This window comes from Faecalibacterium sp. Marseille-Q4896 (assembly GCF_017377615.1).
Taxonomy (GTDB): domain Bacteria; phylum Bacillota; class Clostridia; order Oscillospirales; family Ruminococcaceae; genus Faecalibacterium; species Faecalibacterium taiwanense.
Map to the genome: position 1 here is coordinate 118,847 of NZ_JAFREG010000007.1, position 21,140 is coordinate 139,986.

At 51.6% G+C, this 21,140-nt stretch carries 22 protein-coding genes and 2 pseudogenes; 20 read left to right on the forward strand and 4 right to left on the reverse strand.

The window, feature by feature from the left end; translation table 11 throughout:
* Positions 1–4: 4 nt before the first annotated feature.
* From J3348_RS11305 to J3348_RS11320, 4 genes are all read right to left on the reverse strand, one after another.
* Positions 5–679, reverse strand: coding sequence for an amino acid ABC transporter permease (locus tag J3348_RS11305; protein ID WP_120080192.1), 675 nt, complete (start codon positions 677–679; stop codon positions 5–7).
* Positions 660–1,319, reverse strand: coding sequence for an amino acid ABC transporter permease (locus J3348_RS11310; protein WP_005945726.1), 660 nt, complete (start codon positions 1,317–1,319; stop codon positions 660–662). Before J3348_RS11310 ends, J3348_RS11305 begins: the two co-directional genes overlap by 20 nt.
* Before the next feature lie 611 nt (positions 1,320–1,930).
* Entirely contained in the window at positions 1,931–3,247 is a 1,317-nt protein-coding gene (locus J3348_RS11315; protein WP_347565386.1) for a GHKL domain-containing protein, read from the reverse strand.
* Positions 3,248–3,266: 19 nt separating this feature from the next.
* Complete coding sequence (locus J3348_RS11320) at positions 3,267–3,989, reverse strand: LytTR family DNA-binding domain-containing protein (RefSeq protein WP_173012943.1); 723 nt, start codon at positions 3,987–3,989, stop codon at positions 3,267–3,269.
* Positions 3,990–4,313: 324 nt separating this feature from the next.
* Here J3348_RS11320 and J3348_RS11325 point away from each other — a divergent pair, with 324 nt between their 5' ends.
* The 20 genes and pseudogenes from J3348_RS11325 to J3348_RS11420 form a co-directional block, all read left to right on the forward strand.
* A complete protein-coding gene (locus J3348_RS11325; RefSeq protein WP_097775323.1) occupies positions 4,314–4,601 on the forward strand; it encodes a type II toxin-antitoxin system Phd/YefM family antitoxin in 288 nt (95 codons plus the stop codon).
* Positions 4,585–4,902: a type II toxin-antitoxin system RelE/ParE family toxin gene (locus J3348_RS11330; protein ID WP_097775322.1), complete on the forward strand. Its 318-nt coding sequence runs from the start codon at positions 4,585–4,587 to the stop codon at positions 4,900–4,902. The genes J3348_RS11325 and J3348_RS11330 overlap by 17 nt, the downstream gene beginning before the upstream one ends.
* A 776-nt stretch (positions 4,903–5,678) precedes the next feature.
* Positions 5,679–6,548, forward strand: coding sequence for a DUF6017 domain-containing protein (locus J3348_RS11335; protein WP_207699011.1), 870 nt, complete (start codon positions 5,679–5,681; stop codon positions 6,546–6,548).
* Positions 6,548–7,381, forward strand: coding sequence for a ParA family protein (locus tag J3348_RS11340; RefSeq protein ID WP_207699024.1), 834 nt, complete (start codon positions 6,548–6,550; stop codon positions 7,379–7,381). The genes J3348_RS11335 and J3348_RS11340 overlap by 1 nt, the downstream gene beginning before the upstream one ends.
* Complete coding sequence (locus J3348_RS11345; RefSeq protein ID WP_154266148.1) at positions 7,338–8,264, forward strand: ParB/RepB/Spo0J family partition protein; 927 nt, start codon at positions 7,338–7,340, stop codon at positions 8,262–8,264. Before J3348_RS11340 ends, J3348_RS11345 begins: the two co-directional genes overlap by 44 nt.
* A gap of 63 nt (positions 8,265–8,327) precedes the next feature.
* The gene (locus J3348_RS11350; protein ID WP_154266147.1) at positions 8,328–8,753 is read left to right on the forward strand and encodes a hypothetical protein; all 426 of its coding nucleotides are present in this window, start codon (positions 8,328–8,330) and stop codon (positions 8,751–8,753) included.
* A gap of 11 nt (positions 8,754–8,764) precedes the next feature.
* Positions 8,765–9,238, forward strand: a complete 474-nt coding sequence (locus J3348_RS11355; protein ID WP_207699012.1) for a hypothetical protein — start codon at positions 8,765–8,767, stop codon at positions 9,236–9,238.
* Entirely contained in the window at positions 9,238–9,441 is a 204-nt protein-coding gene (locus tag J3348_RS11360) for a hypothetical protein (RefSeq protein ID WP_173016332.1), read from the forward strand. The genes J3348_RS11355 and J3348_RS11360 overlap by 1 nt, the downstream gene beginning before the upstream one ends.
* Positions 9,362–9,811: a DUF3846 domain-containing protein gene (locus J3348_RS11365; protein WP_154266145.1), complete on the forward strand. Its 450-nt coding sequence runs from the start codon at positions 9,362–9,364 to the stop codon at positions 9,809–9,811. The genes J3348_RS11360 and J3348_RS11365 overlap by 80 nt, the downstream gene beginning before the upstream one ends.
* 30 nt (positions 9,812–9,841) lie before the next feature.
* Positions 9,842–10,300, forward strand: coding sequence for a PcfB family protein (locus tag J3348_RS11370; RefSeq protein ID WP_154266061.1), 459 nt, complete (start codon positions 9,842–9,844; stop codon positions 10,298–10,300).
* Positions 10,297–13,230 carry a DUF4368 domain-containing protein gene (locus J3348_RS11375; RefSeq protein ID WP_207699013.1) on the forward strand — a complete coding sequence of 978 codons (2,934 nt, stop codon included), beginning with the start codon at positions 10,297–10,299 and terminating at the stop codon, positions 13,228–13,230. Before J3348_RS11370 ends, J3348_RS11375 begins: the two co-directional genes overlap by 4 nt.
* Positions 13,231–13,234: 4 nt before the next feature.
* Positions 13,235–13,612 carry a TnpV protein gene (locus tag J3348_RS11380; RefSeq protein ID WP_005944774.1) on the forward strand — a complete coding sequence of 126 codons (378 nt, stop codon included), beginning with the start codon at positions 13,235–13,237 and terminating at the stop codon, positions 13,610–13,612.
* Between the two features lie 13 nt (positions 13,613–13,625).
* Entirely contained in the window at positions 13,626–13,910 is a 285-nt protein-coding gene (locus J3348_RS11385; protein WP_207699014.1) for a DUF6809 family protein, read from the forward strand.
* Between the two features lie 131 nt (positions 13,911–14,041).
* Positions 14,042–15,574: a hypothetical protein gene (locus tag J3348_RS11390; RefSeq protein WP_207699015.1), complete on the forward strand. Its 1,533-nt coding sequence runs from the start codon at positions 14,042–14,044 to the stop codon at positions 15,572–15,574.
* A 328-nt stretch (positions 15,575–15,902) separates the two neighbouring features.
* Entirely contained in the window at positions 15,903–16,262 is a 360-nt protein-coding gene (locus J3348_RS11395) for a DUF3847 domain-containing protein (protein WP_207699016.1), read from the forward strand.
* Positions 16,228–17,724 (forward strand): MobQ family relaxase, encoded by a 1,497-nt coding sequence (mobQ, locus tag J3348_RS11400; protein WP_207699017.1) that lies wholly within the window; start codon positions 16,228–16,230, stop codon positions 17,722–17,724. The genes J3348_RS11395 and mobQ overlap by 35 nt, the downstream gene beginning before the upstream one ends.
* A complete protein-coding gene (locus J3348_RS11405) occupies positions 17,721–19,592 on the forward strand; it encodes an AAA family ATPase (RefSeq protein ID WP_207699018.1) in 1,872 nt (623 codons plus the stop codon). The genes mobQ and J3348_RS11405 overlap by 4 nt, the downstream gene beginning before the upstream one ends.
* Positions 19,593–19,735: 143 nt before the next feature.
* A complete protein-coding gene (locus J3348_RS11410) occupies positions 19,736–19,894 on the forward strand; it encodes a transposon-encoded TnpW family protein (protein ID WP_006428300.1) in 159 nt (52 codons plus the stop codon).
* A gap of 41 nt (positions 19,895–19,935) precedes the next feature.
* Positions 19,936–20,754, forward strand: a pseudogene (locus J3348_RS11415) (TraG/TraD/VirD4 family protein); the annotation flags it as partial.
* Positions 20,755–20,890: 136 nt separating this feature from the next.
* Positions 20,891–21,019, forward strand: a pseudogene (locus tag J3348_RS11420) (Maff2 family protein); the annotation flags it as partial.
* Between the last annotated feature and the right edge of the window lie 121 nt (positions 21,020–21,140).

Genomic DNA, 21,140 nt, shown 5'->3' on the forward strand with positions numbered 1-21,140 from the left:
ACGGTCACTTCCATTTCTTTTCGAGATAGGATGCCAGCAGACTGATGGGCCAGCATACGAAGAAATATAACACGAAAACCGTGAGATAAATGCCAAACGCTGCGTTGGGGCTGGCGGTGCGGTTGGCCTCGATGATCTGCTGTGCCACCTTGATCACTTCCACCACACCGATCATCAGCACAAGGCTGGTGGTCTTGATCATGCGGGTAATCAGGTTGATGGACAGCGGGATCAGGCGGCGCACCGTCTGCGGAATGATGATGTACCAGTAGGTCTGCGCACGGCTCATGCCAAGGGCCTCGGCGCTCTCATACTGGTGCTTCGGAATGGCGATCAGCGCACCGCGCACAAGGTCGCTCATTTCTGCGGTGCCCCACAGCACAAACACGATGATGGATGCCGTCTCGCCGGAAAGGTTCCACCCAAAGGCACGGGTGGTGCCGAAGTAAACGAGGAACAGCAGCACCATCTGCGGCATGATGCGGACGAACTCCAGATACAGCCGCAGGATCGCCTTGATAATGGGGTTGCGGGAGGTCATGAGCACGCCCAGCAGGATGCCCAGCGGCAGGCTGATGATCACCGAGACGGCGCTGATCTTGAGTGCAACGCCAAGGCCGCCCAGCAGGCGGGCCATGTTTTTGCCCTTGAACAGGACATCAAGACCCAAATCCAGCATAGCGCAGCCTCCTTTCGATCAGGCTGCCCACAATGGACACCGGCAGCAGAATGATAAGGTAGAACACCACCAGCAGGAACAGACATTCGATGGTTTTGGAGTACATGCCGATCAGGTCCTTTGCCGTGAACATCAGGTCCATCAGGCTGATGGCGCTGAACACGCTGGTCTCCTTGAGCAGGAAGATCACATTTGCCATGAAAGCCGGCATACTGGTGGACATGGCCTGCGGCAGAATGATGTAGCGCATGGTCTGCCAGCGGTTCATGCCAAGGCTGTAGGCACTCTCGGTCTGGATGGGCTCAATGGCTTCCAGACCGCTGCGGAACGCTTCGGCCATGTAGCTGCCGCCCAGAAACGCCAGACCGGCAATGCCGCAGATCTCGGCATTGGTGCGGATGCCCACCTTGGGCAGGCCATAATAAATGAAGAACAGCTGCACCAGCAGCGGTGTGTTGCGGGACAGCTGGATGTAAACACCCACGATCTGCCGCAGAACGGGCACCTTGTCATACTGGATCACTGCACAGGCAAGGCCAATGATGATGGCAAAAATGATGCCTGCAACGCCCAGCCGCACGGTAAGTACAGCGGCCTTCTGGTAGAGCGGCAAATATTGCTGGATCGCATTCCAGTCCATTGCCGGATTCCTCCCTTGTATCCTGATTTGCGGGTCAAAACAAAACGCCCGGAAGCTCCCTCTTCAAGTAAGCTCCCAGGCGGTCAGCGACAGATCCTTCTGCGTGTTCCCACACAGAATATGCAGATATGCTCACACGGCATACCATACTGCAGGGCGGCCGGTCCGGGAAGCGTTTGCGGTACAACAACACATTGCGCAACAACACATCATAGCCGTTTCCTCCCTGAATGATCTCAATTTTCGGATTTGCTCGACCCGATGCACGTAGTTTACACCCTATTACCCATTATGTCAATATGATTATGGGACTTCTTTCGATTCTTTGCTCATTCAGCCTAAAATCATATCATTCTATATGTAAATTTTATTCATTTTTCAACTTGACCGTATGCGTCGTGCGGACAGCAAAAAGCCCTCCCGTCGGGGGAGGGCCGGGCCGGATAAAGTTTTTTTAGGAAAGTTTAAGAAACAGCCGGTTTTGCTTTCTGCTGCCATATGCTCCCCTCCTGCCTTTCCTTTTATAAATAAGTATCATGATCTCCCGGGAAAAGTGCAATCAAAAGGCACCGGCTTGTGCAAAAAAGCCGGTGCCTTGGGGCAGGAATATTTTACAGGTTCAGCAGCACATTGGCCCGGAAAACGTTGCCGCCCGTTTCCACCGTCAGATTGCCGTGATACCTGTGCACGGCAGTTTCGACGGAAACAAGGCCGATGCCCTGTCCGTCATGCTTGGTGGAGTGCAGAACGCCGCCCTGCTTTTTCAGCACGCCATCGTAGCGGTTCTCCACCATCAGGCCCATCATGGCCGGGCTGAGCATCCGGGCCAGCACCTTGATCTGCCGTTCTTCCGGCGGCAGCTTCTGGCTGGCATGGAGCGCATTTTCCAGCAGGTTGCCAAGAATGGTGCACAGGTCGGCCTCCGGCAGGGGCAGGAGCTTGGGCAGTTCCAGCTTCCATTCGATCTGGATGCCCTGTCTCCGGGCCTCGTAGTCGTAGTGGCCGGCAAGCGCATCCACCGCAGCGTTGACGCACAGGGTGGGTCTGGCATCGCTGAGTTCGCTCTCGTACTGGCTCAGGTAGCTTTTCAGTTCATCCAGCCGCCCGGCCTCGGTCAGGCCGGAGATCACATGCAGGTGCTGGCGGAAATCGTGCCGCAGGTGGCGGGTCTGTTCCAGATAGCTGCGCAGCTCCATATAGCGGCGGGACTCCACGGCCAACAGCTGGTTTTCGCGGTCCAGCTGGGAGCTGCGGGCATACTCCTTTGCCACGCGGTACATCTCGTACAGCAGCAGAAAGATGCCCAGCAGCGAGATGCTCACTGCCAGCACCGCGATGATGCGGATGCGGTTCATCAGGATGACGCCGATCTCCTTCGGCATACAGAACACCAGAAACGCCGCGTACAGTGCCGGCAGCGGCCATGCCGACTCCCAGAAGGCTTCGCCGTGGTACTCCTGCAGCAGCCACCGGCTCCAGCGCACTGCCGTAAAGCGGAAGATGGCGCTGAGTATCACCGAGAGGGTCAGGCAGATGACCGAGGTGCTGGGCAGAAACACCGGCTGTGCATTGTCCAGCTCAGCTTCCGCGTTCAGCACAATGGCAAGCAGGGTGCACACAGACATCATCACTGCCGACACGGAGAACAGAAACATGGTCTGGCTGATCGATACTTCCCGGTCGGTGCGCCAGCGCAGCAGCCAGAAGCTGATGATGAGCAGCGGGATGAGCAGGAAGTTCGTTTCTATGTCCAGCATGCAGCACACCGCTGCGCCAGCCAGACCCATCAGTGTGATCGCCGACGCACCGATGGCATAGGTTTTACGCGGTGCACGCAAGTGCTCCTGTAGCGAGGCAAGGCAGAGGTATTCTGCCGGATACATCATTGCAAATTCCAGAAAAAAACGTCCAAACAATGCAAAATTCACAAGCGCTCTCCTTTCCGGGTCAGAATTCCCGCTGCATACCACGGAACTGGTACTGCGTAAATTGGGCAAGCAGGCTGTTTTTGTCCTTCTGCCGCACCGGCAGATGGGTCCCATCCAGCATTTCAATGCAGTCGCCCTCAAACCGCAGCACCTTGGACATGTTGATGATCACGCCGCGGTTGCACACCAGAAATTCCGGCTGGGTCTGAAGCTGTTCCTGCACCTGTGCAAAATTTGCCGTGGCCCGGCACTCGCCGTCATCCGTGACCACACGCACATAATGGTTCTGTGCCGTAGCATAGTAGATCTTGGTCAGCGGCAGCCGCACGATCTGCCGGGCAATGCGCACCTCCAGCTCCGGCTGCTGGCGGCACAGCACCCGCCGCAGCTCCCCTGCCAGCTGCTCAAACTTTTCTTCCTTATAAGGCTTGAGCAGATAATCGAATGGATGTACCGGAAAGGCATCCCACACGTACTCCGGCGAGGATGTCACAAACACGATCAGCAGATCCGGGTCGGCCGCACGCAGCCGCTGCGCCGTCTCAATGCCATTGGTGCCCTCCATGCAGATGTCCAGAAACACCACCTGATACCCTTCGCGCCAGCCGGCCCGCAAAAATTCATCTCCGCTGGCAAAACAGCTGCAGGATATGTTCTCATTTTCAAATGCCTTTTTCAGCAGCTGTTTCAACCGTTCGGCATCCGGCTTGCTGTCTTCCACGATCGCCGTCTGCAGGTTCATTGCTGCACCCCCTGTTCCTTCTGCTTCCCTGTTTTTTATATTATAGCACAAGTTCCGCCTTCCGTGGTCTGCCATTCGCGCACAAAACAGCCCGTTTCGCGCAGGTTGCGGCAGTGGGCAGAAATTTTTGTGTGTTTCCCTGCTGCAATGCAAAACAAAAAAGGCACCACACAATGTGTGATGCCTTTCTGATCTGGTGGAGAATACCGGGATCGAACCGGAGAACGAAGTGACAGCTGTTCGCATTGACTTCGTTGCACAATATGGATATAATATAATTAGAATTTTACTATTATAGATCGTTCAGGAGCAGGAGGTGCTTTTATGAATATCCGTCCATCTGCAGCGATTCGTCAGAACTACAACGAGATCGCCGATCTGTGCAGAGAAACCGCTGAGCCGATTTTTCTCACCAAAAACGGCGAGGGTGACTTGGTCGTCATGGACATCGAAACCTACAACCGCCGTGAAAAAATGCTGAAGCTCCGTGAAGAGCTGCTTTCCGTGGAAGAGGACCGGATGCGTGGAAGCGAGGGCTATTCGATCGACGAGGTCACTTCCATGATGCGCAGTGCGATCAAGGAGGCCGCCGGACATGGAGCAGCAAAATAAATACCGCGTGATCGTGTCAGCACGGGCTGCTCAGATGCTGGTGTCCCATGCCGCATTTCTGGCACAGGTCAACCCTGCAGCAGCAGAGCGGCTTACAGTGGAATTTGAAAAGGCTGCAAAATCTCTGGAGCAGATGCCGCAGCGCTGCCCATGGCTCAAAGGCGAATACATTCCTAAAAATGCTTACCGATTTATCTTGTTTGAAAAACGCTATATGCTTATCTTCCAGATCGTAGATCATACGGTTTATGCAGATCATGTGGTAGATTGCAGACAGGATTACGGCTGGCTCATCCGATGATCAACAAAGGCGGTGGCTTTCCCTTTTGTGGGAAGCTCCCGCCTTTTTCTGCGTCTGTATAAAAAGAAAAACACCACACGTTTCTGTGTAGTGCTTTTTTCTTCTGGTGGAGAATACCGGGATCGAACCGGTGACCCTCTTGCAGTCCATGCACGGCGCTCCCCTGGGTGAGCTAAGCCCTCACTCGTTTGGCAACAACAAAAAAGCACCACACGTTTCTGTGTAGTGCTTTTTCCTTCTGGTGGAGATTACCGGGCCGATTCTGATCACGGTGACCCTCTTGCAGTCCATGCACGGCGCTCCCCTGGGTGAGCTAAGCCCTCACTCGTTTGGCAACAACAAAAAAGGCACCACACAATGTGTGATGCCTTTCTGATCTGGTGGAGAATACCGGGATCGAACCGGTGACCTCTTGCATGCCATGCAAGCGCTCTCCCGAACGGTATCGAAACACACCCCCACACGAAAGTGTGGGGACGGGCTTAATATCGCGTTGATACGTTCTATCCGCCAAAAAAGTCCACAGCTGCATCCTACTTCCAGGAATCATGCTCCGCCTACAAGGCAATTTTACCACCCAATTTTTAAGTGTGTCAATGGGTTTTGCTCAGAGAGAAGGTCATTTACGAGAAAAGTTTTTTCTGACAGCTTACTTAGCGCAATTTTGATTTTACACATCAAAGTTGCGCTTTTTATTTTTCCCAAAAGTATTGACAAGGAGGTTTTCTCAACGATGCCGATGTATTTTTGCTGTTTTTTATCCATGAACCAACCGCATGACCCTTGACTACTTCTACGGACAAGCCGGAGAGCTGTTTTCGTTCTACCGCATTCCAAAGGCTCTTTTTCAGGAGCCACGGTTCCAGAGCCTGTCCACGGATGCCAAAACCCTATATGGTATCCTGCTGGATCGCATGAGCCTATCCGTGAAAAACGGCTGGCTGGACAAGCAGAACCGGGTGTTTATCCTCTTCACGATAGAGGATGTCAAGAGGGTATTGTGTTGCGCAGACAACAAAGCGACCAAGTTGCTCCGGGAACTTGAAAAGTTTGGTCTGATTGAACGAAAACGCCGAGGGCAGGGAAAGCCAAGTTTGGTGTATGTGAAAAACTTTTCGGCAGAATCTTCAAAAGAGAGTGTCAAGAATCGTGATAATGACGATTCTTGTGGCTTCAAAATCGCGTGTCAAGACCCTGCAAAATCACGATGTAATAAGACTAAAGAGAATGATACTGAAATGAGTGAGACTGATCTCTTCTATTCCGAAGAATCGGATGGAATGAGCAAACGCACCCAACTGGAGGAATATTTTTCTCAGTCCTTGGAGGTCGAGCTTCTTCTCCGGCTTTGCCCGGATGACGAGGACATCATCTACCAGATCGTTGATTTGCTGGTGGACACCTGCGCGACCAAGCGAAAGATGCTGCGAGTTGCCGGGGATGACCGCCCTGCCGAGGTAGTGCGCAGCCGGTTTATGAAGCTGAACGCCGACCACATCAAATTTGTGTTGAAGTGTCTTGCAGAGAACAGCAGCCCAATCAGGAACATGAAACAATACCTGCTCGCTTCTCTGTACAACGCACCGACCACCATGCAGCTTTACTATCAGAATCAGACCAACCACGATTTTGCGAAACGGGGGTGATAAAAATTTCCAAGAAAGCAACCACGATTGCCATTGTCAACCAGAAAGGTGGTACCGGCAAAACAACAACCTGTGAAAATCTGGGTGTTGGCCTTGCCGCCGAGGGCAAGAAAGTTTTACTGGTGGATGCTGACCCACAGGGTTCGCTCACCATCAGTATGGGCTGGCAACAGCCCGATGAACTGCCCGCCACTCTTTCTACCCTGATGGCAAAAGCCATGAACGACCAGTGCATTCCGCCCGGTGAAGGTGTGCTGCACCATGCAGAGGGTGTAGACCTCATCCCGGCCAACATTGAGCTGGCAGGGCTGGAAGTTGCCCTTGTCAATACCATGAGCCGGGAAAAAATGCTGAAGCAAGTCTTGGACAGTGCAAAGCAGCACTATGACTATATTCTGTTGGACTGCACTCCCTCCCTTGGGATGCTGACCATTAACGCGCTGGCGGCGGCAGACACTGCTCTGATACCCGTACAGGCACAGTACCTTTCCGCGAAAGGTCTGGAACAGCTTTTGCAGACCATCAACAAGGTGCATCGGCAGATCAACCCAAAGCTGAAAATCGAAGGTATCCTGCTGACGATGACAGATAACCGCACCAACTATGGCCGACAAATCGACACGCTGATCCGGCAGGCATACGGAAAGCACATCAAAGTGTTCGGTCAGACGATTCCCCACTCCGTCCGTGCAGCGGAAATCAGCGCGGCGGGTAAGAGCATCTTTGTCCATGACCCGAAAGGCAAAGTGGCAGAAGCCTATAAATCTCTGACGAAGGAGGTGCTGGCCGATGCCGAAAAGCAGCGTAAACGCCAGTCTGAGCAGCTACGATGATATTTTTTCCACCGAAGAATCCCGGCAGGAAGAACAGCGCGAGCAGGTGCGGCAGATTCCGATTGGAGAGCTGTTTCCATTCAAGAACCATCCCTTCAAGGTTCTGGACGATGATTCTATGAGCGATACCGTGGAAAGTGTCAAGCAGTACGGTGTGCTTTCGCCGTTGATTGCCCGCCCCAGACCGAAGGGCGGCTATGAAATTATCTCCGGGCACCGCCGTCAACACGCTGCGGAGCTGGCCGGACTGGAAACCCTGCCGGTCATTGTGCGCCAGATGGACGATGATGCTGCCATAATCCTCATGGTAGATAGCAATTTGCAGCGTGAGCATATTCTGCCCAGCGAGAGAGCGTTTGCGTACAAAATGAAGTTGGATGCCATGAAAAATCAAGGTACAAGGTCAGATTTAACTTCGACACAAGTTGTGTCGAAGTTGCGGAGCAATGAAAAGCTGGGCGCAGAGAATAATCAAAGTCGTGAGACTGTTCGACGTTTCATCCGTCTGACCAACCTTATTCCAGAACTGCTGGACATGGTGGATAACAAAACCGTGTCCTTCAATCCTGCTGTGGAGCTTTCCTATCTTTCTCCTGAACAACAGCAGGAAGTGATCCGGGCAATGGATGATACCCAGAACTTTCCTTCTGTCTCACAAGCAAAGCGTATCAAGAAGCTGGCTCAGGATGGAACTTTTACAACGGAGACGGTCGTTGCCATTATGGGCGAGGAGAAAAAGAGCGAGCTTGATACGGTGACCATCAAAAATGACACCCTGAGAAAATACTTTCCCCGCAACTATACGCCCAAGCAGATGGAAGATACCATCATCAAGTTGCTGGAACAGTGGCAGAAAAAGCGTCAGCACAGTGAAGAACGCTGACAGGATATGAATTTGAAAAGACCCGGTTGGGTCTTTTTCTTTAGGAAAAAGGAGAAAATGCCTATGAAGAATGATTCCAATCCCATTATTCGTTCCGAGGAAACCACCATTGATATGCATATCTGTGCTGCATTGTCGGAGAGCGGTGGCAGCGGCGAGATCTACTTTGCCGCCATCGCCCCGGACATGGAGCTGACGGTCATCACGTTGGACGAAGCTCCCGACATCCTGCCCTGCTTTGACGAGGATGATGCGTACCTGAACATCCCCGACAGCTCGCTGCTGCTTAGCTACAACCCGGCTCAGGTTCTGAAACTGGCAGGCAAGCACTATCTGACCGGCCCGGTCATTCTGGTGCGCACCAACATGGATGGCGAGTTCATCTCGCTGACGATTGATCAGGTCTACCTCTTTCAGAAGTACCTGATGCGCCACAGCGTCACCCTGATGGCTGACGGCCAGAAGCTGCCCTGCATCTGCATGGAGTGAGGTGCCTTTTTATGTCAACCAGAGAAAAAAGAGAACAGCGGAAAGCCCAGAAAGCGAGGTTTGTTGCAATGTATCCGGGCTTGTCGCACGATGAGATTATCGAGGAGCGTCTCAAGGAACTGAAGCACCATTTCGAGGTTGGGCCGGAAGTTGCCCTTATCAGTGCCGAAAAAGGTGTTCAGTGTGTGCCGTTTGATGAATCCCTTCAAAAGAAGTTTCCTTACTTTGAGGGGACTTACGAAGTCTTTGACGTTCCGCATACGGATTTTCAGATTCGCTACCAGCCAGAGCAGATTCTCGCCGCAAGCGGAAGAAAAATCCTGACCGGCACGGCATTTCTTTGCCGCAGGGAAAATGAGCGTTGTCTTATGCTTCCGAGCCGATATGAAAAGGTCGATGTGGAAGATTTTATTCGGGAGCATCTGTTTTTCTATGACGATGCTGAGATGCGCCATGTTGGTGTTGCGCTTTCGGAGGTTGCGTAATGGAGTTCGTGAAAGACTTTCTGATCTATGAAGCCGGTGCGCTCTGTGGGTTCTTTATCGCAGCCCTGATGAATGCGGCGCGCGCCGGACAGGAAATCACCATCAAATTTGAGGAGGATAAGCATGGAACAGGAAAAGAACACCCTGACGGTGCTGGAGATCGCACCGGGACAGTACCCGAAGCAGGTCGAGATCGATCCTGACCTGAAAGCCTTGCAGCAGGCGGTGGGCGGCTCCATCGGCGCAAGCTACCCCTTTGCCGATGACCCGGTCGCCATCATCTACAACGATGATGGTAAGCTGATGGGACTGCCGTTGAACCGTGCCCTGCGGGACGAGGACGGACAGATGTACGATGCCGTTGCCGGAACCTTTCTGGTGGTGGGGCTGGGCGAGGAGGATTTTGCATCCCTGACCCCGGAGATGGCGCAGAAGTACGAGCGGCTTTTCCATCAGCCGGAAGATTTTATCCGGCTGGGGCATCGGATGATGGTTGTTCGTGTGCCCGATGAAGCAGTTTGCCCGGAAGAAAGCAAAACCACCCTGCCGAAGGATGCCGGATTTGACCGCTAAACACGACTTTCTGCACTGGAGGTGATGGAAATGCAGGAAGAAATCGAGCATAAAACGGTCAACTTCGCCATCTCGACTGCAAAGCTATCTGCCCGTACACTTTTGAGAGGGGCGCAGTTCTTTCTGCGCCAGTACGACAAGAGTGCGTCGCAGGGCAAGCAGTCCATGAAGCGGCTCATACGGCAGAACCGGGGTGTGACCAATCTGGAGATTGAAAAGACTGGCATCAAGGATTTTGACCGCTACGCTAAGCGGTATCACATCGACTATGCAATCCAAAAAGACCTGTCCTGCACACCACCTCGGTTTCTGATTTTCTTCAAGGCACAGGATGCAGACGTTCTGAACGCTGCGTTCAAGGAGTATTCTGCAGCAGTATTGAACAAGGCCGAGCGTCCCTCTGTGCTGGCCAAGCTGCACGATCTGGCACAGGTCATTGCCAACCTCCCCGACAAAGTACGGCACAAAGAGGAGGAACGTGGCTTATGAACAAGAAAAAGTTCACCAAGCTGCTGGCCCTGTACCTGCCTTATCTGGTGATTGGGCTGGCTGCGACCAATTTTGGCGAGGCATGGCGGCTGGCCGAGGGTAAGGAGCTGGGCGATAGAATCGTGTCACTCATAGATACGCTCCCGGCTGCATTTGCAAACCCTCTGCCCAGTCTGCACCCACTGGATATTCTGGTGGGCATCTGCTGCGGTGCCGGACTGCGGCTGGCGGTCTATCTAAAAAGCAAAAACGCTAAAAAGTACCGGCACGGTATGGAGTACGGCTCTGCCCGGTGGGGTACTCCGGCAGATATTGCGCCGTTCATGGCTCCGAAGTTTGAGGATAACATCATTCTGACTAAAACAGAACGCCTGATGATGAGCAACCGACCACCTGACCCCAAAAATGCCCGGAATAAAAACGTGCTGGTGGTGGGCGGTTCCGGCAGCGGCAAAACAAGGTATTTTATTAAGCCGAATTTGCTTCAATGCACGTCAAAAAGCCATCCGGTTTCATTCGTGGTAACTGACCCCAAAGGCGGTCTCATTCAAGAATGTGGACTTGCCCTGCTGAAGAACGGATATAAGATCAGGACGATGAACACCATAAATTTTCACAAGTCCATGCGCTACAATCCGTTCGCATATATCCACGAGGAAAAGGATATTTTGAAGCTGGTCACGACCCTTATGACCAACACCAAAGGTGAAGGTCAGGGCGGCGATCCATTCTGGGACAAAGCAGAGCGGCTTTTACTGACATCGCTGATTGCCTATCTGCACTACGAAGCCCCAGCTGAGGAGCAGAATTTTGCTACGCTGCTGGAAATGCTCAACACCATGCAGGTGTCCGAGGACGACGAGGATTATCAGAATCCGGTTGATTTGCTCTTTGAAGATTTGGCAAAAAAGAAGCCGAACAGCTTTGCAGGGCGGCAGTACAAGCTCTATAAATTGGCTGCCGGTGTTGTATGCTCTAAAAGACTTCTTAATCAAGCGGTTGGGAAGTCTCTTAGAACACACAACCTAAAACCGAAGAAAGGAGCGCAAGTTATGAGAAAAAACGAGAAAATCACTGCTCTGTATGAACGACTGAGCCGTGATGACTTTGGCAAAGATGATGACCAACAGCGTGAGAGCAACTCCATATCGAATCAAAAAGCAATGTTGGAGGAGTTCGCCGCACGGCAGGGCTTTACGAACATTGTCCATTTCACGGACGATGGCATTAGCGGCACTTGCTTTGACCGTCCCGGATTTTTAGCAATGATGAAAGAAGTGGAAGCCGGGAATGTGGAATACCTCTGTATCAAGGACATGAGCCGCATGGGTCGTGACTATCTGAAAGTCGGTCAGATTATGGAAATTCTGCGTCAGCGTGGCGTTCGCCTTATCGCCATCAATGACGGCGTGGACAGTGCCAGAGGGGACGATGATTTTACCCCTTTCCGCAACATTATGAACGAGTATTACGCCAGAGACACCAGCCGTAAAATCCGTTCCACTTTCCAGTCCAAAGGCAAGTCCGGCAAGCACCTCACAGGCACGGTCATTTACGGCTATCTCTGGAACGAAGCCAGAGACCAATGGTTGGTTGACCCCGAAGCCGCTGATGTGGTCAAGCGCATCTTTGCCATGACGATTGACGGCTACGGTCCGTATCAGATCGCCAGCAAACTGAAATCGGAAAAGGTGCTTATTCCGTCTGCTTACCTTGCCCAACACGGCGAGGGCGTGAACAAAAACAAGACTTTCAAAGATATGTACGGCTGGGGTTCTTCCACCATCTGCAACATTCTTGAAAAGCGTGAATATCTGGGACACACCATCAACTTCAAGACTCGAAAGCACTTCAAGGACAAGAAAAGCCATTATGTCCCGGAGGACGAATGGACGATTTTCGAGAATACCCATGAAGCTATCATTGACCAGCAGACCTTTGACCTTGTGCAGAAAATCCGTGGGAATGTCAGACGCTACCCGGACGGCTGGGGCGAAGCAGCTCCCCTCACAGGCTTGCTTTATTGTGCCGATTGCGGCGGCAAGATGTATGTCCACCGCACCAACAACGGCAAGCGCATTTCTCAATATACCTGTTCCCAATACAGCAAAGTCCCAGTTGGAAAGCTCTGCAAGACCCAGCACCGTATCAATGAAGATGTGGTACTGTCCCTTGTCTCTGAAATGCTGAAAGCCATTGCCGAGTATGCCAAGCATGACCGAGCCGAGTTTGTCCGTGTGGTGCAGGAAGCGCAGTCCAGCCAGCAGACCACAGAGGTCAGGAAACAGCGTACACGCCTTGCCACAGCAAAGCAGAGAGTTTCCGAGCTGGAAGTCCTGCTCTGCAAAATCTATGAGGACAACATTTTAGGAAAGCTGTCTGACAGCAGATATGCCACTCTGGACGCTCAATATGAAAAGGAGCAGACCGAGCTTACCGCTGAAATCTCTGTTCTGGAAAAGGCTATCAAGAGCTACGAGAAGCACGAAAAGGACGCTGACCGTTTTATCGCTCTGATTGACAAGTATGAGAACTTCGACAAGCTGACGATTGCCATGCTCAATGAGTTTATTGAGAAAATCCTTGTGCATGAGCGTGACCGCAAGGGCAGTATTCAAACCACACAGGAGGTCGAGATTTACTTCAATTTCGTGGGTCGTTTCGTTCCCCCTGCGTTTGGCGAAGTGGAGCTTACCCCGGAGGAATTAGAGGAAATCCGCAAGCGTGAGGAACGCAAGGACAGGCTCCACCAGAACTACTTGAAGCGGAAAGCCAATGGTAAACAGAAAGAGTATGAGGAGCGCACGAAAGCCAAGAAAAAAGCGGAGATTGAAGCCAGAAAACAGGCAATCCGCACCGAGGATATTGCCAGAGGGGTATTTATCCCGGTGAGCAGTTTGCCGCAGCTGGGACCGAGAAAGGGAGCGTGATTTTATGAAAGAGTTGAAACCGAGAATCCATGAGAACGGTATGGACTATGTGTTGGTGGGCGACTACTATGTGCCGGACTTGAAGCTGCCGGAGGAACGCCGACCTATTGGGCATTGGGGACGCTTGCACCAGTCCTATCTGAAATTGCACCGTCCCATGCTTTACAACGAGCTAATTTTGTCCGGCAGGCTCCACACCGTCGTTGCCGATCTGAACGAGCAGGCGGCAGACAGGCTGGACTTGATTATCCGGCAGATGATGAAAGCCGAGGGCGTGACCGAAGCCATGAAAGCGGAAAATCAGATGTTATGGGTGCAGTCAATGAACTCCATCCGCTGCCGGGCAGAGGAAATCATCAAGACGGAACTAATCTACTGTTGAGAGAGGTAAAGCTATGATTTTGGAAGCCATGTATAATGGGGAGTTTTATCCCTGCGAGACAGTTGTACCTACATCACCGGAATACCGAAAGGCAGTCATAGCCTGTGAAAAGCTCATGGAGCAGTTGTCCCAGCGGCTCAGCAAAGAGGACTATGAGCTGGTGCAGGAACTCCGGGCGCAGACAGCAATCGCCCAATGTGAAGAAAGTGAAAGTCACTTCAAGTATGGCTTTTCCGCTGGGCTGATGTTCAGCAGGAAGCCCATGAACAAGTGCAGCAGAAGAAAGAAAATTAGATGAAGAAAGCCGCCTGAGCAGAAAGAAACTGTTCGGGCGGTTTCAGCATTCGCCAGTAGATTTATTCACACTCTTGTGATAAAATTTACTACAATAAAGAGCGTGATAGCACTAATTTTATGGGGGGATGCTTAATGAATAGAATTTTGAAAAAATTTTTACAGCGGGGTGTCGATTTAAGTCCTGTGGGAGTTGAACTCCGTGAGGATAATACAAATTATTTTTGTACCCCAAAAGGGGCATCGGTTTTTGGATGGGCAGGGATAGATGGTATCCACTTCTGTTTCATTCGTGGATTTGGAGAGATGGTTTTCTCTGTCAGCCCCATGAATACTTCTCCTGATTATGTTCATCCAGTAGCTGAAAATTTTACCGACTTTCTGCGGCTTATACTGGCTTGTGGTGATGTGGCGGCAGTGGAACAAGCGTGGATGTGGAACGAAGCACAGTTTGAAGCCTTTCTCAATGAAAACCCTACAACCCAGGAACAACAGCAAACTTTATCGGAAATTTCAGAGAAGATGAATTTGTTGCCTATGGAACAACCGTGGACATATATCAAAAACCTGCAATCTTCCTTTGATTACAGTCAGATTAAATACACAGAAGATTATTACGATAATGATATGACTTCAGAGGCAGAATTGGTTGCCCCTGAATGGAAGGTCTACTTTGATGGAGATTTCTGGGGACATCGAGGTAAAGACCGTGCCGGAAAAGAGATCAAGCTGGATAAACAATTCGATTGGGCTGGATATCATTGGGTAATTCCGGCAGCTTATTCATGTAGCAAAGGACTTGTCGTTGATTTTTGTATGCGAGTTGATTCAGAAAGCATCCGTGACTTCATGAAAAAATGGAATCTGGACTGGGGAAATGACTCATGTGAAAATTTTACCCGTGAGCAACAGATGCAGATGGAATGGGAAAACCCACTTTGTTTTAACTTCAAACCTTGCTTGAAGTTAAACGAGAAAATATTACAGACAACCCATGGCTGCGCTGTGAGCTTTAATCCTTGTCTGCCAGATGGCGTTATCAATGAGTTGGAAGCAAAATGGGCAATCGACCATTATGGGCTGGATAGTACTTATGGCTGGGTCATATGCAGAGACGTATTTCCTTGGGGAACCAAGCATCACCCTGAAATCAATAAACTTTTTCTTACAATGGAGCAGCAACCAGGACAAGTTCCAGGCTCACATTTCAAAGTTCACGCACCCGGAGATTCATTTATGTTTTCCCATCCTGTTAGCGGAATAACCCATACACTGACCGTGCAGGAAATAGAACAGCAGACAGTTCCTCAAAATAGTTTTGGTTCTGATCGCTGGATTTATCCGACACATTATATTGCCATGAGTTATACACTTACCCCTGAACCGATGGAGAACATTTCGGTTTTTGACTGTGATGAAGGCGATAGACCGATAGAAGTTACACCAGACGATCATTCGTTCCGTCCAGTTGGCAGTAGTTCCTGTTTTGTTGTTGGTGTTATTGGTGGTGCAGATGGTCCGACAGCAGTTATATATGGAACAAATTCACAAGAAAAACTTCATGCTGCTTGTTCTGCTCTGCACTTTGAACCGGTTGGTGATGATGTCGAGTGGCGTATCGTGTTCAATGTTACGCAGTTTGACAAAGAAACATTCCCAATTATCTAAAAATACCCTTAGAACTCTAAGGGCGCACTTCTATACTCTCCTGTCGGGAGTATCGTGCGTCCTGCGGAGCTTCATTCTCTGTCAGCAGAAAGAAACTGCTTGACCGAAAATGTTTCGTCACTTCGTTCCGTCAAGGGAGCTACACTCCCTTGCGACGCTTGTGCGTCTATCCCTTGTGGACTTGCCGTCCGCAAACAGCATGAAATGCTGTTCGCCGCCAGCAAGTTTGGAAAAACAAATACCGAAAATCAGACCGTTGACTGGTCGCACTATGCGAAAAGTTGACGGTCTTTTTTATCCCCAAAATCAAAAAAGGAGGTCAATCACAATGACAAAACCGAAAACCCTCGATCAGCTTCGAGCCGAAAAGGAACGAGCTGAGACGCAGCTTGCACAGGAACAGCACAAGCTCAACCGTCTTGAGAACAGAAAGAAGTATCTGGAGAAAGGCGAAAGGCAGAAACGCACCCATCGTCTTTGCAATCTGGGCGGCACGGTTGAGAGCCTTGCCCCGGAGGTCAAAGATCTCACACGCACCGAAATGACAGAGCTGATGGAACACATCTTTTCCCTGTCCGAAGTCCAGCGAGCCGTCCGTCACATGGCGATTACCCATATCAGTCAAGCAAACAGAGAAAAGGAGTTGAAAGCCGATGGCACTATTTCATCTGAGCGTCACGCAGACTAAGCGAAGCACAGGACAGTCCGCTATTGCTTCTGCCGCCTACCGTGCCGGGGAGCGATTGTATAGCGAGTATTACGGCGAATACAGCGACTACACCCGCAAGGGCGGCGTGATCTGCTCCGATATTCTCCTGCCGTCCCATGCACCGCCCGAATACGCAGACCGCCAGACCCTATGGAACGCCGTGGAAAAAGCCGAGCGTGGTAAGAACGCCCAGCTTGCATACAGCTTTGACATTGCCTTGCAGAATGAATTTTCCCTTGAGGAAAACATCGCTCTTGCAAGGCAATTTTTGTTGGAGAACTTTGTGAGCCGGGGCATGGTGGTTGACTTCGCCGTACACCAGCCAGGCCGTGAGGACGGCGGCATACCAAACCCGCATTTTCATGTGCTTTGCCCCATCCGCCCCATCGAGCAGAACGGCAAATGGGGGCTAAAGCAACGCCGGGTGTACGAGCTGGACGAGGACGGCAACCGTATCCGGGACGCAGACGGAAAGTTTGTGTTCAACGCCGTTCCCACTACCGACTGGGGCAGTCCCGAGACGCTGGAATACTGGCGGCAGACATGGGCGGAGCTATGCAATGGCAAGTTTGCGGAAAAGGGGCTTGACGTTCGTATCGACCACCGAAGCTATGAGCGTCAGGGCGTGGAGCTTCTTCCCACCGTCCACGAGGGCGCAACCGTCCGGGCAATGGAGAAGAAAGGCATACGCACCGAGAAAGGCGAGTTCAACCGCTGGATCAGAGCGACCAATGCCGTTATCCGGGACATCAAGAAGAAAATCGCTCTCCTGTTTGATTGGATTGCCGAAGCAAAAGCAGAGCTTGCCAAGCCGCAGGCACCCGACCTTGTTTCTCTGCTGAACGCCTATTACACCAGCCGCAGAGCCGGGGCTTATTCGCAGAAAGGCAAGGTCAGCAACCTAAAGGAGATGAACGAAACTTTCAATTATCTCCGGGCAAACGGCATTTACTCCCTTGAAGATTTGGAACACCGTGTCAGCGAACACAGTGCTGCCACAGAGAGCTTGAAGAAAACGCTGGACGAACAGACCGCCCGAATGAAAGCAATTAAGCAGCTCTATGACAGCTCCGCTGCTTTCCAGAACTTGAAGCCTGTCTATGACGGCTTGCAGAAAATCAAGTTTGAGAAGCCCAGAGCCAAGTACAAGGCAGAGCATGAAGTGGAACTGAAACAGTTCTACGCCGCCAGACGTAAGCTGACCGGAGAGTTCCCGGACGGCAAGGTGGATATGAAAAAACTGACCGAAGAGTATGACGAGCTGGAACAGGCGCACGAAACCACCTATGGCGAGTTTAAGGCTGTCAGAGACGATTTACACCGCCTTTGGAAGGTCAAGTCATGTGTAGATACTGCCGCCCGATTTAACGAGCGTACAGAGGAACAAAAGTTCCAAAATCGACCCCAAACACGACACAAAAAGGAGGAACTATCCCGATGAATTATACCCAAGCGCAGATTGACCGGGCAAATGCCGTCAGTCTGGAAGATTTTCTCCGTACACAGGGAGAGACGCTTATCAAAAGCGGACGGGAATACCGCTGGAAAGAACATGACAGCTTGACCGTTCGGGGAAACAAATGGTTTCGCCACAGCCAGAGCAAGGGCGGCTATCCCATTGATTTTGTCATGGAGTTTTACGGAAAGTCCTTTCCCGAAGCCGTCCAGCTCCTGACCGGCGAAAGCGGCGAGGGACAGACCGAAGCCACCACAGCACCGCCCACAGCGTTCCACTTGCCCTTGCACAACAGAACAGCCGACAGAGCAATTCAATATCTTTGCGAAAGCCGAGGTCTCAACAAAACGCTTGTTGAGGCTTTTCTTCTTTCCGGGGATATTTACGAGGACGCAAAGCGGCACAATGTTGTCTTTGTCGGCAGAGACCGAAACGGCACACCGAGATACGCACATGTGCGAGGAACGGCAGACACATTCAGACAGGACATTGCCGGGTCTGACAAGTCCTATCCGTTCCGCTATGAGGGCAACGGCAACCAGCTCTTTGTCTTTGAAGCGCCGATTGACCTTTTGTCCTTTATCTGCCTTTATCCGCAGGATTGGCAGACAAGAAATTATCTTGCCCTGGGCGGCGTTTCGGGCAAAGCCCTTGACCGTTTCCTTTCTGAACGCAAGGACACCCGAAAAGTGTTCCTCTGCCTTGACAGCGACACCGCAGGAAGTGAAGCCTGCACCCGACTGGCACAGTCCATTCCCGGCGAGATCGCCGTCATTCGCCTTGTCCCGGCAAGGAAAGACTGGAACGATGTTCTCCGTCAGCAAGGGGACATTCCCAGCCGCAAATTCATAGCCGAGACAATCACGCTGCGAGAGCTGCCCACCGCCCAGCCTGTCCCAATGCTCCGTATGGCAGATGTGGAGCTGACGAGCGTGGATTGGCTATGGTTTCCGTATATCCCCTTTGGAAAGCTGACGATCATACAGGGCAATCCCGGCGAGGGCAAGACCTACTTTGCCATGCGTCTTGCGGCGGCTTGCACCAACCGAAAGCCCTTGCCCGGTATGGAGACCCTTGAGCCTTTTAATATCATCTATCAGACCGCCGAGGACGGTCTGGGCGATACCGTTAAGCCCCGGCTGATGGAAGCGGACGCAGACCTTGAAAGAGTACTTGTCATTGACGATAGAGACACGCCGCTGACCCTTGCCGATGAGCGCATAGCAAGGGCAATCCGTGAGAACAACGCAAGGCTGGTTATCATTGACCCGGTGCAGGCGTTTCTGGGCGCAGATGTGGACATGAACCGGGCAAATGAAGTCCGTCCCATCTTCCGCAGTCTGGGAGACATTGCACAGGCTACCGGGTGCGCTATCGTGCTAATCGGACACCTGAACAAAGCCGCAGGAACGCAAAGCACCTACCGGGGATTGGGGTCTATCGACATTACGGCGGCAGTCCGCAGTCTGCTTTTTATCGGCAAGCTGAAGGACAGCCCCACAACGAGGGTGCTTATCCATGAGAAAAGTTCCCTTGCGCCGCCCGGACAGTCCCTTGCCTTTTCTCTGGGAGACGAGAAAGGCTTTGAGTGGATAGGGGCTTATGACATTACCGCTGACGAGCTTCTTGCCGGGACAGACACCGCAAAGACCGAGAGCAAGACCGCACAGGCGCAAATGCTCATTCTGGAACTGCTGGCAGATGGAAAGCGTATGCCAAGTGCAGAGCTGGAAAAGACGGTCAATGAGCGTGGAATTTCTTCACGCACCATGAGAACGGCAAAGAGCCGTATCGGGGATAGACTTGTGACCGAGAAAGACGGCACAGCATGGGTCTGCTACCTCCGAGACTGACAACAGGAACACGGCAAGCGTGGCAAAGACGGCAAGGTTTTTATAGGTACCTTAATGTTGCCGCCTTGCCTTGTTCCCTCATACCGACACCGCCCGATGATGAATAGTCACCGGGCACTTTTTCATTTACAGGAGGATTTTGAATGAACAATACCGCAACCAATACCGCCACTTGCCCGACTGTCAGAAAGCAGATTGGCAAGACCACCTATATCGTCCGTGTGCATTTCAGCCAGACCGCAAAAGAGACGATGGAGGACAAAATCAAGCGTCTGCTCCGTGAGGAAGTCCGCAAAATGTGACTTCTTTTTGAATTTGATGAAAAAGTCCTTGACTTTTCGTCTCTGGCAAGACCGCAAAATCCATCCTGATTTCCTGCGGTGCCCGCCTTTCGCCCTTTGACATCCAAGAAATCCGGGATGCGACCATGTACGATGAGCTGGAACTGGACAAGCTGGGTGACCGGAAAACGGCGCTGTTTCTCATCATGAGCGATACGGACAGTACCTTTAACTTCCTGATCTCCATGATCTACACCCAGCTTTTCAATCTGCTCTGTGATAAGGCAGATGACCAATACGGCGGCAAACTGCCAGTCCATGTGCGGTGCCTGATCGATGAGTGTGCTAACATCGGTCAGATTCCGCAGCTGGAAAAGCTGGTGGCTACCATCCGCAGCCGTGAGATCTCGGCGTGTCTGGTCTTGCAGACCCGCAGCCAGTTGAAAGCCATCTACAAGGATAATGCGGATACCATCGTGGGCAACATGGACAGCCAGATTTTTCTCGGCGGCAGCGAGCCTACCACCCTGAAAGAGTTGTCTGAAGCACTAGGGAAAGAAACAATCGACAGCTACAACAATTCTGATACCCGTGGCAATAGCCCAAGCTATGGAACCAACTATCAAAAACTCGGTCACGAACTTATGAGCCGGGATGAGTTGGCAGTTTTGGATGGCGGCAAGTGCATCCTGCAGCTTCGTGGTGTGCGCCCATTTTTGAGCGACAAGTACGACCTGACCCAGCACCCGAACTACAAGTACACCTCCGATTATGACCCCAAGAACGCCCTCGATATCGAGAAGTTCTTGAATCGAAAAGAAAAAATCCACCCGGATGATACCTTCATCATGGTGGATGCTGATTCACTCCCGCTCGCCTGATAAGACGAGCGGTTATTTTTTATCCATTGACCCAACAGGTACACCGGAAAATCAACCTTCGCCGTGGTTTTCGGCTTTTGCAAACGGATTTCAGGTGTGTGCAGGGTCGCTTTTTCAAAACAAAGGGGATTTTTCTATGGAATTCTTTAACAGCGCAGTGGACGTTCTGAAGACTCTGGTTGTGGCACTGGGTGCCGGTCTGGGCGTGTGGGGTGCCGTGAACCTCATGGAGGGCTACGGCGGTGATAACCCCTCCGCAAATGCTCATGTACGGTAAAGAAGCAAGCAACCGAAAACAATAGATAGACCGCCAGCACTACACTATTCCGAACCAAAGACCAAAAGATAAGCATTTTGAGAAAATCTAAACTTTTGGATTTTCCTAC

Coding starts and splice junctions, on each gene's coding strand:
- J3348_RS11305 (WP_120080192.1), bottom strand. CDS start 679: ATGCTGGATTTGGGTCTTGATGTCCTGTTCAAGGGCAAAAACATGGCC.
- J3348_RS11310 (WP_005945726.1), bottom strand. CDS start 1,319: ATGGACTGGAATGCGATCCAGCAATATTTGCCGCTCTACCAGAAGGCC.
- J3348_RS11320 (WP_173012943.1), bottom strand. CDS start 3,989: ATGAACCTGCAGACGGCGATCGTGGAAGACAGCAAGCCGGATGCCGAA.
- J3348_RS11325 (WP_097775323.1), top strand. CDS start 4,314: ATGAATATCCGTCCATCTGCAGCGATTCGTCAGAACTACAACGAGATC.
- J3348_RS11330 (WP_097775322.1), top strand. CDS start 4,585: ATGGAGCAGCAAAATAAATACCGCGTGATCGTGTCAGCACGGGCTGCT.
- J3348_RS11335 (WP_207699011.1), top strand. CDS start 5,679: ATGACCCTTGACTACTTCTACGGACAAGCCGGAGAGCTGTTTTCGTTC.
- J3348_RS11345 (WP_154266148.1), top strand. CDS start 7,338: ATGCCGAAAAGCAGCGTAAACGCCAGTCTGAGCAGCTACGATGATATT.
- J3348_RS11350 (WP_154266147.1), top strand. CDS start 8,328: ATGAAGAATGATTCCAATCCCATTATTCGTTCCGAGGAAACCACCATT.
- J3348_RS11355 (WP_207699012.1), top strand. CDS start 8,765: ATGTCAACCAGAGAAAAAAGAGAACAGCGGAAAGCCCAGAAAGCGAGG.
- J3348_RS11360 (WP_173016332.1), top strand. CDS start 9,238: ATGGAGTTCGTGAAAGACTTTCTGATCTATGAAGCCGGTGCGCTCTGT.
- J3348_RS11365 (WP_154266145.1), top strand. CDS start 9,362: ATGGAACAGGAAAAGAACACCCTGACGGTGCTGGAGATCGCACCGGGA.
- J3348_RS11370 (WP_154266061.1), top strand. CDS start 9,842: ATGCAGGAAGAAATCGAGCATAAAACGGTCAACTTCGCCATCTCGACT.
- J3348_RS11375 (WP_207699013.1), top strand. CDS start 10,297: ATGAACAAGAAAAAGTTCACCAAGCTGCTGGCCCTGTACCTGCCTTAT.
- J3348_RS11380 (WP_005944774.1), top strand. CDS start 13,235: ATGAAAGAGTTGAAACCGAGAATCCATGAGAACGGTATGGACTATGTG.
- J3348_RS11385 (WP_207699014.1), top strand. CDS start 13,626: ATGATTTTGGAAGCCATGTATAATGGGGAGTTTTATCCCTGCGAGACA.
- J3348_RS11390 (WP_207699015.1), top strand. CDS start 14,042: ATGAATAGAATTTTGAAAAAATTTTTACAGCGGGGTGTCGATTTAAGT.
- J3348_RS11395 (WP_207699016.1), top strand. CDS start 15,903: ATGACAAAACCGAAAACCCTCGATCAGCTTCGAGCCGAAAAGGAACGA.
- mobQ (WP_207699017.1), top strand. CDS start 16,228: ATGGCACTATTTCATCTGAGCGTCACGCAGACTAAGCGAAGCACAGGA.
- J3348_RS11405 (WP_207699018.1), top strand. CDS start 17,721: ATGAATTATACCCAAGCGCAGATTGACCGGGCAAATGCCGTCAGTCTG.
- J3348_RS11410 (WP_006428300.1), top strand. CDS start 19,736: ATGAACAATACCGCAACCAATACCGCCACTTGCCCGACTGTCAGAAAG.